Source organism: Solwaraspora sp. WMMD406, assembly GCF_029626025.1.
Lineage (GTDB): Bacteria > Actinomycetota > Actinomycetes > Mycobacteriales > Micromonosporaceae > Micromonospora_E.
In genome coordinates this window covers 1-13,803 of sequence record NZ_JARUBF010000001.1, presented here as the reverse complement: position 1 = coordinate 13,803, position 13,803 = coordinate 1, and the positions used below count along the sequence as shown (strand labels likewise).

Annotated in this window: 13 protein-coding genes; 5 read left to right on the top strand and 8 right to left on the bottom strand. The window is 69.1% G+C overall.

Annotated features, from left to right (window positions below; translation table 11 throughout):
• Nucleotides 1-5: 5 nt before the first annotated feature.
• The 5 genes from O7632_RS00065 to fxlM form a co-directional block, all read right to left on the bottom strand.
• The gene (locus tag O7632_RS00065) at nt 6-443 is read right to left on the bottom strand and encodes an Imm1 family immunity protein (RefSeq protein WP_278110303.1); all 438 of its coding nucleotides are present in this window, start codon (nt 441-443) and stop codon (nt 6-8) included.
• On the bottom strand, nt 440-1,243 hold the full coding sequence (locus O7632_RS00060; RefSeq protein WP_278110302.1) for a DddA-like double-stranded DNA deaminase toxin: 804 nt from the start codon (nt 1,241-1,243) through the stop codon (nt 440-442). Before O7632_RS00060 ends, O7632_RS00065 begins: the two co-directional genes overlap by 4 nt.
• A gap of 164 nt (nt 1,244-1,407) precedes the next feature.
• The gene (locus O7632_RS00055) at nt 1,408-1,929 is read right to left on the bottom strand and encodes a DUF6624 domain-containing protein (protein WP_278110301.1); all 522 of its coding nucleotides are present in this window, start codon (nt 1,927-1,929) and stop codon (nt 1,408-1,410) included.
• Nucleotides 1,930-2,216: 287 nt separating this feature from the next.
• A complete protein-coding gene (locus tag O7632_RS00050) occupies nt 2,217-2,852 on the bottom strand; it encodes an AAA family ATPase (protein WP_278110300.1) in 636 nt (211 codons plus the stop codon).
• A complete protein-coding gene (gene fxlM, locus O7632_RS00045) occupies nt 2,849-4,090 on the bottom strand; it encodes a methyltransferase, FxLD system (protein ID WP_278110299.1) in 1,242 nt (413 codons plus the stop codon). The genes O7632_RS00050 and fxlM overlap by 4 nt, the downstream gene beginning before the upstream one ends.
• Before the next feature lie 197 nt (nt 4,091-4,287).
• Between fxlM and hemC the strand changes: the two genes are divergently transcribed.
• Nucleotides 4,288-5,217 (top strand): hydroxymethylbilane synthase, encoded by a 930-nt coding sequence (gene hemC / locus O7632_RS00040; protein ID WP_278110298.1) that lies wholly within the window; start codon nt 4,288-4,290, stop codon nt 5,215-5,217.
• A 193-nt stretch (nt 5,218-5,410) separates the two neighbouring features.
• Here the strand turns inward: hemC and O7632_RS00035 are convergent, their stop codons facing one another.
• Nucleotides 5,411-6,757: a restriction endonuclease gene (locus O7632_RS00035; RefSeq protein WP_278110297.1), complete on the bottom strand. Its 1,347-nt coding sequence runs from the start codon at nt 6,755-6,757 to the stop codon at nt 5,411-5,413.
• Nucleotides 6,758-7,384: 627 nt separating this feature from the next.
• Here O7632_RS00035 and O7632_RS00030 point away from each other — a divergent pair.
• Nucleotides 7,385-8,371: a hypothetical protein gene (locus O7632_RS00030; protein WP_278110296.1), complete on the top strand. Its 987-nt coding sequence runs from the start codon at nt 7,385-7,387 to the stop codon at nt 8,369-8,371.
• Here O7632_RS00030 and O7632_RS00025 read toward each other — a convergent pair.
• Entirely contained in the window at nt 8,265-9,461 is a 1,197-nt protein-coding gene (locus O7632_RS00025; RefSeq protein WP_278110295.1) for an IS630 family transposase, read from the bottom strand. The genes O7632_RS00030 and O7632_RS00025 overlap by 107 nt on opposite strands.
• A gap of 107 nt (nt 9,462-9,568) precedes the next feature.
• Here O7632_RS00025 and O7632_RS00020 point away from each other — a divergent pair, with 107 nt between their 5' ends.
• The 3 genes from O7632_RS00020 (at nt 9,569) to O7632_RS00010 (ending at nt 12,124) form a co-directional block, all read left to right on the top strand.
• On the top strand, nt 9,569-9,883 hold the full coding sequence (locus O7632_RS00020; protein ID WP_278110294.1) for a PH domain-containing protein: 315 nt from the start codon (nt 9,569-9,571) through the stop codon (nt 9,881-9,883).
• 461 nt (nt 9,884-10,344) lie between these two features.
• Complete coding sequence (gene lexA / locus O7632_RS00015; RefSeq protein WP_278110293.1) at nt 10,345-10,995, top strand: transcriptional repressor LexA; 651 nt, start codon at nt 10,345-10,347, stop codon at nt 10,993-10,995.
• 235 nt (nt 10,996-11,230) lie between these two features.
• Nucleotides 11,231-12,124, top strand: coding sequence for a phosphotransferase (locus O7632_RS00010; RefSeq protein WP_278110292.1), 894 nt, complete (start codon nt 11,231-11,233; stop codon nt 12,122-12,124).
• Between the two features lie 171 nt (nt 12,125-12,295).
• Here O7632_RS00010 and O7632_RS00005 read toward each other — a convergent pair.
• A partial coding sequence (locus O7632_RS00005; protein WP_278110291.1) for a DEAD/DEAH box helicase occupies nt 12,296-13,803 on the bottom strand: 1,508 nt, incomplete at its 5' end.

Genomic DNA, 13,803 nt, shown 5'->3' with positions numbered 1-13,803 from the left:
GAGCGTCAGCCCTTGGCTGGCTCGTCCTGCTCGTCGTAGCTGGGTGTCTGCCAGTCGAGGCAGGTGGGCCGCTGGCCGTTGGTGGTGAAGAACTCCCGCGCGGCCTGCCGAGCGGTGGTCACGGGAATGGCCGAATCATCGTAGGCGTCGGTGCGGGAACCGCCGAAGTTGTAGGCGAGATCGGCGGGCTGGTCGAGTGTGCCTTTGCTGGCGGCGATCTCGACGAACGTGTGATGCCAGACCAGGACGCTGAGGTCGTGCCGGCCGAGACAGACTTCCAGGACGTGTTCTCTGTCGCTCGTCTCCAGTGACACCATGACGGGGAACCGCTGGTAGTCGGGGGTGGCGGCTATCCGGTCGAGTAGCGCGTCGAGGTCGTCGAGCCGGTCGATGGTCACCGGCTCGGTGCGGTCGTAGGAGACCGTGACCGGTTCACTGCTCATGCCAACCCCTTTCCGTTGCCCCGGTACACGGTGACATACCGGTTCGGGCCGTAGACGGTGAGTGTCGCGTCTTTCGGCAGCACATACGGTAGGACCCGGTCACAGCCCATCGGTTCCACGCATGGCGTGTTGTTCAGGTACAGGGTGGCCTCCGTGATGCCACGGGTGCGCATCAGCGCTGCCGCGTGGCCTTCGGCATGGTCGAGGGCGGACACGTAGTGTTTGAACGGCGGACGGAGGCCGGGGCCGCCCTTACCCGGCCCGCCCTTGCCGCTGTGTACATCACTGATCCTCTCGCCGTCCGTCGTGGTGATGACCCCGTCGGTCGGGGCGTCCGCCGACCGGCGCACGGGCAAGGATTCCAGGAACCCCGGCACGTATGGAGCCGGCGCGGCGTCACCCGTCGGTGTTGATTGGCCGGACGGAGTCTCAGCCGCCGCCCGCGGCTGCGGGCTGATCTCACGCCGGCTACCCGTTGCTTCAGGGCGCGTTGATGCTGCCGCCGACGGCGGTGCATTGTCCCGGGGGAGGGCGAGGACGACGCCGATGGCCTTCCCGTACTCGATGATCGCCATCGTTGCTTCGGCGAGATGGCGGTCTGCCTCACGTAGTCGCGTGGTGGAGGCTGCCGCCGCAGTGAGGGCCTGTCGTACGAGGATGTGGTCGCTGCCGGCGGTGGCGGTTCGTAGCCGATTCGATGCGGCGTTGACCGAGGACTCGGTGGCGGCCAGGCCGGCGCGTTGCCGGGCGATCTGTTCGAGTACGGTCTGCAGTCCGGCGGCGACCTCGTCAAGACTCACCGGTACCGTCCTTCGCCCTGTCCCACGAGGTTCGACTCCTGCCGCGGCCCGTAGGCAGGACGAGCGGTGCGTCTGCTGGATGCGTTGGTGGTGTTGGCGTTCCGTCGTCTGCCCGGGCGTAGCCGTCGCGTCTGCCGGGTTCGCGTGCCCACCTGGCGCCCTGCCTACCTTTGCTGGCTGGCCGCGATGTAGTCGACCAATGGGTCAAGGCCGAGCGCGGCTCGCCGCTGGTCAACCGTGTCGGAGTCGGCGATCGGGTAGTCCGTCAGCCGGCCGTCTGGGCCGGGGCGCAGTTGGGTGCCGTAGATCTGCGGCTGGCCGGCATGTGTGGCTACCCGGTCAGTCAGGTAGGCCAAGTCGACGGCGCTGGCCTCGTTCACGGCTACGGCGGCGTGCATGAGGTCGGGGAAGCGTTTCTGCTGGTCCAGGTTGTGGTCGGCGTGTTGGGCCAGCAGCCAGGCGGCGTTGGCGCCGTCGTCGCCGACGAGACTGCGGGTGGGCCACCCGTGCTCGCTGACGATCTCGGCCAGCCGAGCGGTGTTACGTTCGTCGACCCGCGTCCACTCCCGGGCGATGTCGTCGGGGATCTCCTCACCGGGCCCTGCCCGCTCACCTGCGGCCTTCCGGACACGCTGGTCCTCATCCGCAAGGGCTAGCAGCTCCAGCCGCAGCTCGTCGTTCACCATGGTCGGCCCCAACAATCGTTGCGGTTCTCTCTCGTTTCGCTGAGTCACATTGTGCTACGGGTAGGGCAGTGGTGGCGGTGGGTTGGTCGCGGTGAGTCGCTGGCAGACACTGAGGATGTTGGCCCGCGAACAAGGCCAGGGCGTCCGAGGGCGGACAAGGGCAGGCGGGTGGTGGGCCACTGTGAACCGGTTAGCCTCCACGTCGAGGCTCGATCAACCTGCGCGAACTCGACGACGACTACCTCGGCGTCATCGTCGGTTCACGCACCGCCCGTCCCCACGATGGGTCACCCGCCTGCTGCGGTGGTGGCAGCGGTCTGGTCGGATTCGCGGTCGCAGCGCCGGCAACGCCGTGGGCATGGCGTCTGCGATGTCGCCCTGGTGAGGCCGCTGGTGTGCAGAATGGTAGTGACCGTTTGCTCGAAGGTGCTGGTTTCGCCGATGACCGTTTCGCCGGGGACGCCGAGCAGGTCGCGATGGGCGTACCAGCGGCGCATCTCGTCAGGGGTCACGGGGATGGGCTCGGCCCGGTTGAGGTGGCGGCGGACGGTTTCGTCGAAGGAGACGTCCAGGTAGAACACAGCGACCGGTCCGGGATGACTGTCGATGAGTTGGAGCAGGACCGTGGCGTAGCGTTCGGTGTGCAGGATGCCTTCGAGGATGACGTGGTAGCCCAGGTCGAGGGCGGTGCGGGCGGTCGCGGTGATGAACGCTGGGGCGACCGGCTGGATGTGGGTGCTGTCGTGCTCCCTCAGGATGGTTCTGCGCAGGTAGTCCTGTTCCAGCAGGGCGCAGCCGCGCCCGTAGCGGTGTCGTGCTTCCCGGGCCGCAGTCGTCTTTCCGCTTGCCGAGTTTCCGCGCACGATGACGAGGGTCGGGAACTGGTGCGAGAGTCGTTCGACGCGCGGCGGGTCGGCGGTCATCGCGGGTTGCCGAGGGCGGGCCAGGTGACGGCCGTCGTGGCGTGGCGGCGGGTCACGAGCAGCTGGGGTACATCGGGTGTAGGCGGGTGTGTGCCGGTGGGGTGCACGGTGATCGTCGGACCGGGGTGGTGCCGGTGGTCGTGTTCCCAGACCGTGATGAGGTCAAGCATGTCGGCGGTGAGGGTGTCGGCGTCGGGTCCGAAGCCGTGGACGCCGAACTGCCAGGTGGTGTCATCGAGCTTGCGCATCGCGAGGTAGGCGAAGCTGTCGGCGGTGAGCAGGGTCGGGCAGAAGAACCGGTCCTGCGGATCGACCAGGCCGGCGGCGCGTTCGCGGTCGACGGCGAGGGTGCCGAAGGGCCGGGGTTGGCTGGCCAGCCACAGGTGCAGTGACTCGAAAGAAGGGCCTTCCCGCATCGTGATGGTGACCGGCGACCAGGCCTCCCGCCGCGGGGAGTGCAGCGCCGCCGCGAGTGCGTCCGGGTTCACCTCGGTGGTGGTGTCGTCCAGGATCAGGACGACGTCGTCGCCGTGCAGGGCCAGGCGGCGGGTGGGATGGCGTCCGTTGCCCTGCATCGGTACGAACCCGCATTGCAGTGCCGCGGTGGCGAGAAGATGATCCTCGTGGCGTCGCAGGGCGAGGCACCGGGTCATGCCACGTATCCGCAGCGGCACGATGAGAACACCATCTGGGGTGAGTTGGTCGAGCCAGGCCGGGGGAAGGTCCGGTGCCTCCACCGTGACGATGATGGCGTCGAACGGGGCGCTGGGCTGGTGTGCGTACTCGCCGTCGCCGTGTACCACCGTCACCTGCCGGTAGCCGGCACGGTCCAGGCCGGTACGGGCGCGGTCGACGACGTCGGCGTCGATGTCGACGGTGACGACTGTGCCGTCCGGGCCGACGACGTCGGCGACCAGCGCGGCGTTGTAGCCGCCGGAGCCGACTTCAAGGACCCGGGCACCGGGTGCCAGCGTGGCCTGCTCGAGCATGTAGGCCTGCAGCCACGGCGCGGAGATCGAACTCGTCGCGCGTCCGTCCGGGCCGCGTCTGGTGACGACGACGTCATCGGCGTACGCGGCCTCGACGCTGACGCCGTCGGTCGCGAACAGATGTCGCGACACCCGGCGAAACGCCGCCTCCACCGCCGGCGAACTGATCCAGCCGCTGGCGAGGAGCTGGTCGGCGAGCCGGGCGCGGGCCTCATCCGCGGAGACGGTGTCAAGCGCGGAACCAACCATATGGTCTGACCCTCCGTGAGCAGGCGATGCGGATGCGCGGCGACGATATCGGGCGCATATGACAAACCGCGCCCTTCGGGGTCGCCTCGTGGGAGGTCCTCGGTGCACCGCCCGTGCGTCCGGTGGTGGATTGAGCCGCCCCGGCGCGTCGCTGCCGCTGTTCCGGCCACGACGGGGCGCGGCCGTACCCTGTCGGGGTGGCGATACAACTGATCACCGTCGGCACCCGATCCTCTCCGATGGCCCTCGCGCAGGCCGAGCAGGTCGCCGGGATGTTGGCGCTGCTCGACCCTGCCGTGGAGATCCGGTTGGCGCCGATGACGACCAGCGGCGACCGGTGGACCGGTGACCTCGCGGTCATCGGCGGCAAGGGCGCGTTCGTCCGCGAGTTGGACCGCGCCCAACTCGCCGGGGAGGTCACGATCGCCGTGCACTGCCTCAAGGACGTCCCCGGCGACGTCGCCCTGCCCGAGGGGTTGACGATCGCTGCCTACCTGCCACGCGAGGATGTGCACGACGCGGTGGTGTCCCGCCACGGCGGCACGCTCGACGACCTGCCCGCCGACGCGACCGTCGCGACCAGCTCGCCGCGCCGCCGCGCCCAACTCACCGCCCGCTGGCCACACCTGCGCGTCACCGCCGTACGCGGTAACACGAACACCAGACTGCGCAAACTCGACCAGGGCGAGTACGACGCGATGATCCTCGCCGTCGCCGGGCTCCGCCGCATCGGCCAGACCGCCCGGATCACCCAGGTGCTTCCGGTCGAGGACATGCTGCCCGCCGTCGGCGCCGGCGCGATCGTGGTCACCACCCGCACCGGCGACACCGCGACGACCCGCCTCGTCGCCCAGCTGAACGACCCGGCCACCGCGCTGGCGGCCACCGCCGAACGCGCCATGCTCCGCGCGCTCACCGGCCACTGCCACAGCCCGATCGGCGGGCTCGCCCAAGTCGAGTCGAACGCTGTACGACTGCACGGTGCCGTCTACAGCCCCGACGGCGCCAAGCAGGTCACCGCGACCATGCGAGGACCCCACTGCGACGCCGACGACCTGGGACGCCGAGTCGCCGACGCCCTGCTGCGGGCCGGGGCACGTGACCTCATCGCCTCCGCGGCCAGCTGATACAGAAGCAGGACCACGAAATCTCTGCCCTGCGGGTCCGCCTGGTCTGTCCACGGGACATGGGAAAAGCAGGGCATACGGCATCTGGCAGGCGGTGATCCCGCTCGCACGTACCCAGCCCGCCCCGTCGAACAGGCGGCCGCTCGCGAGGGCGTGACCATGCAGTCATCAGCGCCGGTTATCGGGGTAGGAACTACACCAGGCTGGGCAGGTCAAGTCGAGCGACTACCGGCACGACGGTGGCGTGGTCGACCGGTGCGCCGGCCAGGATGATCAGGGCATCGCGGATACGTGCCGCTCCGCGCACCGGGCCGGTCAGGTTGATCGGCGTTGGTTCGGTCGCCTGCCCGGTGGCGGTGTCGAGGACGGTGATGAGGACGTGGCGATCGGCACCGACGATCAGGACGTGGCGCTCGTCGAGACGGATGAGGCCGTGCGGCCGGCCGACCGGGGTCACGACCCACCGGTGCTTGCCGGTGTCGACGTCGGTGATCGCGCTGTGCCCGTCGCCGAGCACGAAGAACGTGCGTTCGTACAGCCAGCACGCCGTCTGGCAGGCGCCCGCCGGGAGCCCTGCGGGCCATCGCTGCTGGTCGCCGAGGTGGTCACCGATCTGCACCAGACTGGCGTGCTCGGTGCCGGGCCAGCCGACCGTGTCGCGGTCCAGCAGCCACGGTGTGCCGTGCGGGCCGGGGACGATGATCGGCGGGCGGGTAAAGCCGCCTGCGGCCACTTCCAAGGCGTCCTGCCGGTGGCGCAGCACCCCGCCGTTGCGGACCACGAAGAGGTCACCATCGGTCGTGGCTAACGGGCTGCCGACGCAGTCGGTGAGTTCCAGACGCCGGCGAGGCTGGGCGCGGCGACCGACGGCGAGGTCCATGATGCCGTCGTCCACGGTGATGAGCAGTCGGCCGTGGTCGGCGGTGATGCCGGCGATCGTGGTGCCGTAGGCAGTCACGGTGGGATCTACCGCGCCGGGTGCTGCGACGGCAGCCGGGGTGAAGCCATCGGGGACACCCGACCGTAGCGGGTCCGGGTCCGGGCGTCGTGGGCGCAGAAGCGTCGCCAACGGCAGGTTCGGGTGGCCGAACACCGACAGCGACCGGTTCACAGCGTCGATGAGTTCGGGTCCGGACACGGTACCGCTGATCAATGCTTCCAGGTGGGTGCGGTCGAGCAGTACGACGTCGCGGGATCGTTCAGCGCGGCGTAGCGCGCTGGCGGCGAACCCCGACCACGAGGCGAGGATGCCCATGGTGCCCGGTCGCCGCTCGGTCAGCACATCACTCAGGTGGCGTAGCGGTTCGTCGGTGATCGGGTCGGCGTACCACTTCGCCTCCAGCAGCCACCAGGTGCCGTCGTAACAGAACGCGACGTCGACTTCGCCGTGTGGCCCCCGCTGATCGGCCTCGGCGTCGATTCCGTCGCGAACCAGCGCGTCGGCGATCAGGGTGTTTAACCGCATCCCGCGTACCGACTCAGTCATCCCGCCGGCCTGCTTGCGCAGGTCGGCGTACCGGCTCACGAGACTGGTGTTCATCTGTGGTCCGGGATCGGTGGGCACCGCGTCAGTATCCCAGCCGCCGGGCTACCGGCGACCGGCTGATCTCTTCCCGCCCTCGACATCACGGTCCCCTGACGGAGCAAGCCGCAAGGCGCCCGCTGTCGGCGTCGTCCGCACCCACCTGACTGCTGGCCGCCTACTTGTCCGCGGCCAGCTGATACGGAAGCAGGACTACGAGATCCCTGCCCCGCGGGTCCGCCTGTTCTGTCCACAGACCTATCCCGCACGGGAAAAAGCCCACAGGGCAAGTTCGGCGCGGTGAGCAGGAACGTCAGGGCCAGGCCCGACAGGCGGCGTCAGGATCGTGGAGAACACAAACACGTCGCCAGACCGTGTCGTCCAAGGCGCGAACCTGCTCTCGGAACGGACGCCTGTGCCGCTCTCAATAGCGACCCGTCACCGGCTCGCCTTGGGGCCGGCGCGGCACGCACGTGTTAGCCTCAGCAGATCCGGCTGCGGTGGAGGGTCGGAAGTGACGTACGCCAACCACCCGGACCTGGCGGACGCGCGAGCAAGGGTGTGGTGCGCCCGCTCCACCGAGTCTGTCTTCTTGACCTCATGGCTGTGTGACAACCGCTGGCCGGGCGGCGTGGAGGGTCACGCATGTCCCATTCACTTCGTTCAGCGCGGGCCCGGGTACGGGCGGCGTACACCGGCGAGCACATCATGGCAGCCCGCCAGGGCGTCGGGCGTAACGGCGACCTCGGCTTGGACCGCTGCAGCCTCCCCCAGCAACGGCTCCGCACCCTGCTCGCCACACATCTGTTCAACGCCGGCGACACGGGGGTACTCGTCGGCAGCTCGATCGTCAGCACGCTGACTCACTGCACGCTGACGATGTCCCCGCGCTTCGACGACCTCGTCGTCGTTGCGGAGTGTCCCACCAACGTCCTCGGCTACCTCGTTCCCAACGGCGTCGGGAAGGACACGGCCGAGTTGCCAGGGCTGCGCCTGAGCCACCTCGACGACAACGAAACCTACCGACTGGTCCACCTACCCACCGGTGCCCGGATGACCGTCACCGGTCGACGGCGCACCCTGTTCGATGACAGCTGCTTCGCGAGCTACTCCGGGGCCAGCCGAGACGGGCGACGATGGTGGACGCCCGATGTCCCGCTGACGCCGACGGAGCGGGACTCACTGCGCTTCAACCCCGTTCCACCTGACGGCGTCGCCCAGATCCTCCGCGCGCTGGTCACCCGCCTCAGCGCCCGCGATGTCTCCGGTAGGTGGGCCATTGGCTACTGGTTCTACGATCCGCTCGGCCGCGCCCGACCCACTGGCTTCAACGACTACCGGTTACGCCGTCGACTCATTGGCGCTGGTCCGCACTGGCACTTGCAGTGGAACGGCTACCCCTACCCGAAAGACGTCACCGCCATGCTGCTCGATACCACCGCGGGCCTACCCGGTATCAACGCCACAGGCACCGGCCGATCTTTTGATCTTGTCCTAAGTGGTTCAGGTCGTAAGTCCTTCGGGGTTACGCGGCCTGGGCGTGTGCGGCGGGCTGGTGTTGGCAGTCGGCGTGTTGCTCGGGGTGTGGGTCTTTCCGTTCGTGTCGTTCGATCCGGGCCAGTAGGTCGGTGAGGTCGGTCGGGGTGAACTTCCATCTGAAGGGCCGGGCGGTCGCGTTGTAGCGCTGTTCGAAGGCGGCGAGGCGGTATTGCACCTGGTCGAGGCTGGTGAAGTCGTTGGGGGTGACGACTTTGCGTTGCACGATGGAGAAGTAGATCTCGATTTGGTTGAGCCAGGAGGCGTGGACCGGGGTGTGGATCATGACGGCGTTGGGGTAGCGCCTGCGCAGGCGGTCGATCGCGGTCTGGCCCCGGTGGGAGGAGCCGTTGTCGACGATCCAGAACACGCGGCGGGCGGAGGCGTACGGTTCCCGGGTCATGACCTCGTCGACGAGGTCGGTGAACGGGGTGATGCCGGTGGTGTCGTGGCAGAGTCCGATGACGTGGGCGCGGTGCACGTCGTAGGCGGCGAGGTAGGCGAGGGCGCCGCCGCGGTCGTACTCGTGGTTGACCCGCATGGCGCGGCCGGTGCCGGGGGGCAGTGTGGGGTGGCAGCGGCAGCGGGCCTGGATGGAGGTCTTCTCGTCGGCGCTGATGACGTACTCGTCGTCGCCCAGTGGCCGACCGTCGAAGACGCGCTGGTAGAGGTTCAGGACGCGGGTGGCGCGGGTGGCGAAGTCCGGGTCCCGGATGAAGATCCACGACTGGTGTCGCCAGGGTTTGATCGTGTCGGCGGCCAGGATTCTGCGGATCGTGGCCGGTGAGATCGTCTCGGCGATTCCCCGGGCGGCGACCTCTCTGGCGAGGTCGGGGCAGTTCCACTTCGACAGCGGTGTGCCGGTCTCGGCCGGTAGTTGACAGGCCAGGGCTTTGACCTCGGCGATCTGGACCGGGGTGAGACGGGGCGGTCGTCCGCTGCGGGGTCGGTCTGTCAGCCCGGCCATGCCCTCGTCGGCGTACCGACCGCGCCAGCGTCGTACCGTGTCGACGGTGACCTGATGCCGGCGGGCGATCGCCGCGTTGGAGTGGCCACGGGCGGCGTCGCGGACGATCCGGGCGCGGATGACCTGCTGGTAGCCGGCGGCATGTGAGCGGGCCAGGGTTTCGAGCCGGTGCCGGTCGGCGGCGGACACGGTGATCTGGCGGGCGTGGCAGGCGGGCACTGGAGGACTCCACGGTCGATCGACGGCCCCCGTGGCGGATCACGATCCTTGCCGGATGACGGCTCGACAGCGGCACGTGACACGCCGCGAACGGGGAGGATGAGGCCATGCCCACGATCCCCGCGTCGACCAAGGCGTCCTTGATCCAGCGGCTGAGCGGGCACGCCCGCCGGAACTGGCCACAGGTGGCGGGCGTGCACGTGCGGTACCACGGCCAGTTCGCCTACGTCACCGTCGAGCTGACCGACGGTGAACGGCTCCCCCTGATGCGACTGCGTTACGGCGGTTCCGCCCACCGGTGGGGTACCGCCATCCACACCGCCAGCACGAACGACTACGAGAACCAGGTCTGGTTCACCGGCACCACCGAGGAAGCCTTCGACCTGGTCTGCGACCTCAAGCTCAGCCCCAGGACCTCTTGATCACCAACCGCGCCAGGTCCGGACCGTCAACCCCCGAAGGACTTACGACCTGAACCACTAAGAGGTGAGACGCTCCGTATTCAGTCCGAGTCTGGCGAATGAGCCGGCCGATCCTCGCCGAAGCCAGCTGAGAACGGACGGCGACGGAGGGAGTACAGCGGCGCTGGAAGCTTTCCCCTCGGCAGAACCGGCCGAGCGGTCCCGGCAGCCGACACACGAACCGTCCTCTGGCCCGCGCCGAAGGTATGGCAGTTGGTCGATTCGGTACCGCCGTTCCGCGCCGCATCGAGACGCACCTCGCGCCGCTGCCGGCAACCGTGAACGCGTGCGAGGCGGCGTCGGAACTGCGGGGACCACGTTCCGTTAAGGGGTGCACTGAAGCCATGTCTCGATGATGCGCAGACAACGCGACTATACCGCAGAGTTAGTACGCATGTTCTGATGTGCGGTATCGTTTTGGGGTGACCGTTCCTGACGTGCCATCTGATCCGGTGTCGTTGACCGACCGGCAGCGGCAGATTCTTGACGTGATCCGTAACTGGGTTCAGCGGCATGGCTATCCGCCGACGGTGCGGGAGATCGGTGTGGCCGTCGGGCTTGGTTCCCCTTCGTCGGTGGCGCATCACCTGAAGGCCCTCGAACACCACGGCCTGATCCGGCGGGCCCCTGGCGGGCCGCGAGCGGTTGATGCCCGCCCTCTGCCTGGTGACAAGCCATCAATGGATTCGGGCGCCTTGTCGGGAATCGCTGTGCCCCTGTTGGGATCCATCGCCGCCGGCGCGCCGATCCTCGCCGAAGAGTTGGTGGAGGAGGTGCTGTCCCTGCCCGCCGACATGGTCGGCCGGGGCCCGCTGTTCGCGCTGCGGGTACGAGGCGACTCCATGATCGAAGCGGCCATCGCCGACGGCGACATCATCGTGGTGAGGCAGCAGGCGGCCGCCGACAACGGCGACATCGTCGCCGCGATGCTCGACGGGGAAGCCACCGTCAAGCAGTACCGAAAGCGCGACGGTCGCACCGAGCTCGTCCCCCGCAACCCGCGCTACCCGGTACTGCCCGGCGATCACGCGACAATCCTCGGCAAAGTCGTCTGCGTCCTGCACCGCCCGTGATATGGATGATCGCCGCCACCCCGCATCACCGCCCCCGCCCGGACGATCGAGAGGAGCCGAGGGCTCGGCCCGCCTGCTGGCGGGCCCGGCCATGAAGACCGCTGTCCGATGTCACTGTTCTTTCCCGGCGCGGTCATCGGCCGGCACGACAAATGGTGACGAAGGCGCGCCGTCACCAGCTCGGGCTGGCGTGCCGCCCGTTGGCCGTGACCCCGTCGGCGGGCAGGATGACCTGATGTCCTCCTCCGCGTCCCAGATCGTGTTCCGGCCAACCGACCCTGACGCTCGGTCGGCGCTGCGCCAGCACGCCGCCCGGGTCGGGATCATGGTCGAAGGGCTGCTGCATCACACGGACAAGGCGATCGTGGCCGCCGGGTCCCGCGACGGTGAGCCGGTCGTGGTCAAGCTGCTCACCACCGACGATCCGTACTGGACCGGCCGCCGCGAGCATGAACTCGATGTCTACCGGCGCATCGCCGCGGACCCGCCCCCGGTGGTCACGCCCCGGCTGCGGTACGCCGACGAGCGGCTCACCGTCCTCACGCGCGTGCCAGGCGCCCGCCTGGCCGACGAGCGACACCTGACCGGCGATGTGAACGGCCGATCCGTCGACGTCGTGCTGGATACCCTTCATGCGGTGGCCGCGTGGATGCCGCACCCGCCGCTGCCGGAGCCGATCGCCGACTACCACGGCCGCATCGACGCCGAACACGCCGCAGGCCAGCTCGACGACGCCGACCGGGCAGCGCTGCACCAGCTCGTCGACGCCAGCGGCGACACCCGGCAGGTCGCACACGGCGACCCGTTACCGGCCAACCTGCTGCTCGCCGACGGCCGCTGCGCGATCATCGACTTCGAACACTGCGGCCGATATCTCCCCGGCTACGACCTGGCCCTGCTCTACACCATCGGCGCACCCGCCAGCCCGACCCTCGCACAGGCGATCACCGACCGGATCCACGGCCACGACCTCACCGTCGGGTTCGCGGTCAACCTGGCCCTGCTCGTCGCCCGGGAGATCCGCCTCCACGCCCCGCTGCCCGACAACGCGCAGAAGACACACCGCCTCACCGCGCTGGCCCGCCTGCGCGGCCACGCCGCCGACCTGATCCGCCAGACACGGCGATGATCATCACCGCGCTGACAGTCGACCACCTCGCGGCGGTCCGCGAGCTGATGACCCGCGGTGCCCCTACATCCGGGTCGCCGGTCAGCGGACCTGGTCCGACGCCTCGCCGGAGAGAACCCCCGACGGGGACATCGGCGCGTGCGGGGCGAGCTGCTACGGCTGGGCGTGGGTTCAGGGTGTGGTGAAGCCGAGCGTGCGGTAGCCGGGCATGCGGCGGGGGAGTGAGGCGGCGAGGATGGGGGTGGCGGGGTCGTGGTAGTCGTGGACTTCGGCGGTGTCTTTGCCGGGTGCGGCGCGGATGACGCGGCCGGCGCATTGGATGAGTAGGCCGTCGTAGGAGATGGGGCCGGCGAGGAAGAGGGTGTCGAGGGCGGGGGCGTCGAAGCCTTCGCCGATGAACGGTGTGGTGCCGATGACGAGGAGTCCGTCGCCGACCTTGGCGGTGTCGAGTCGGTCGATGACGGTGCGTCGGTTGGTGGTGCTCATGGCGCCTTGGAGCACGAGTGCTTGGTGTCCCCGGGCGGCGAGGAGGGTGGTGAGCGCCTCGACGTGGGCGATCCGGCGGGTGAGGACGAGGCAGTTGCGTCCGCGTGTCAGTGCCGCGGTGACGTCGTCGGCGATCCGGGTGTTGCGGGGTTCGTCGAGGGCCAGCCGTCGGTGGACTTCGGCGAGTGCGCCGGGTGCGTCGAGGTCCACGTCGCCGGGTTGGAATGTGGTGTCGTGGATGTGGAGCAGCCGTCTCGGTCCGGCGTCTGGCTGCATCGCGGCCGCGATGGTGCCTTGTTGCTCGTCGGTGAGGGTGTGTCGGACGGGTCCGAGTTGCCAGGTGACGAGTTGGCCGAGGCCGTCGCGTCGGGTGGGTGTGGCGGTGAGGCCGAGCCAGAACTGCGCGGCGATCCGTTTGACGCAGTGTTCGTACGCGGCGGCGGCCAGGTGGTGGCATTCGTCGACGATGACGTGTCCGTAGCCGTGGGTGAGGGTGGGGATGTCGTCGCGTCGCGCGAGGGAGGGCAGCAGGGCGATGTCGACCGCGCCGGTGAGTTTCCGGCGGCCGCCGCCGAGCTGACCGGGTCGGAGGGTGAGGAACTGCTCGAGGCGGGCGCGCCACTGGTCGGCGAGGGCTTTGCGGTCGACGAGGATCAGGGTGGAGGTGTTGCGTTCGGTGATCATGGCGCAGGCCATGACGGTCTTGCCGGCTCCGGGTGGGGCGACCAGTATCCCGTCGTCGTGGGCGAGGAGCGCGCTGACCGCGTGGGTCTGTTTGTCGGTGAGGTCGCCGGTGAACGCGGCGTCGATCTCGGTTCCGGGGTTGCGTGCGTCGGTGACGGCCAGTCGTGATCCGGCGCGTTCGACGATCGTGGTGATGGTGTGCCGCAGGCCGCGCGGGAGGATGAGTCGGTCGTCGAGGGTGAGGTCGTAGCCGCGGATGAAGCGTGGGGTGTCCCAGGTGGATTTGCGGAGGCGCTGCAGTTCGTAGAACTTCGGGTTGGCCATGGCGGCGGCGTGTTTGAACGTCGCGAGCGCGGCCGGGGTCAATCGCGTGGCGTCGATGCTCAGCCCGGCTGCGACCTCGGCGTGTATCACCGGCGGCAGGGCGGGGTGGACCAGGGTCGCGGCGGATCGGCTCATCGCGGTGACGTCGGTGCCGGTGGTGGCGGCTTTGGCCCGTTTGGCGACGC

What these genes read in the sequence shown, in the direction of transcription:
- O7632_RS00065 (WP_278110303.1), bottom strand. Translation starts at nt 443, where the DNA reads ATGAGCAGTGAACCGGTCACGGTCTCCTACGACCGCACCGAGCCGGTG.
- O7632_RS00055 (WP_278110301.1), bottom strand. Translation starts at nt 1,929, where the DNA reads ATGGTGAACGACGAGCTGCGGCTGGAGCTGCTAGCCCTTGCGGATGAG.
- O7632_RS00050 (WP_278110300.1), bottom strand. Translation starts at nt 2,852, where the DNA reads ATGACCGCCGACCCGCCGCGCGTCGAACGACTCTCGCACCAGTTCCCG.
- fxlM (WP_278110299.1), bottom strand. Translation starts at nt 4,090, where the DNA reads ATGGTTGGTTCCGCGCTTGACACCGTCTCCGCGGATGAGGCCCGCGCC.
- O7632_RS00035 (WP_278110297.1), bottom strand. Translation starts at nt 6,757, where the DNA reads ATGAACACCAGTCTCGTGAGCCGGTACGCCGACCTGCGCAAGCAGGCC.
- O7632_RS00030 (WP_278110296.1), top strand. Translation starts at nt 7,385, where the DNA reads ATGTCCCATTCACTTCGTTCAGCGCGGGCCCGGGTACGGGCGGCGTAC.
- O7632_RS00020 (WP_278110294.1), top strand. Translation starts at nt 9,569, where the DNA reads ATGCCCACGATCCCCGCGTCGACCAAGGCGTCCTTGATCCAGCGGCTG.
- O7632_RS00010 (WP_278110292.1), top strand. Translation starts at nt 11,231, where the DNA reads ATGTCCTCCTCCGCGTCCCAGATCGTGTTCCGGCCAACCGACCCTGAC.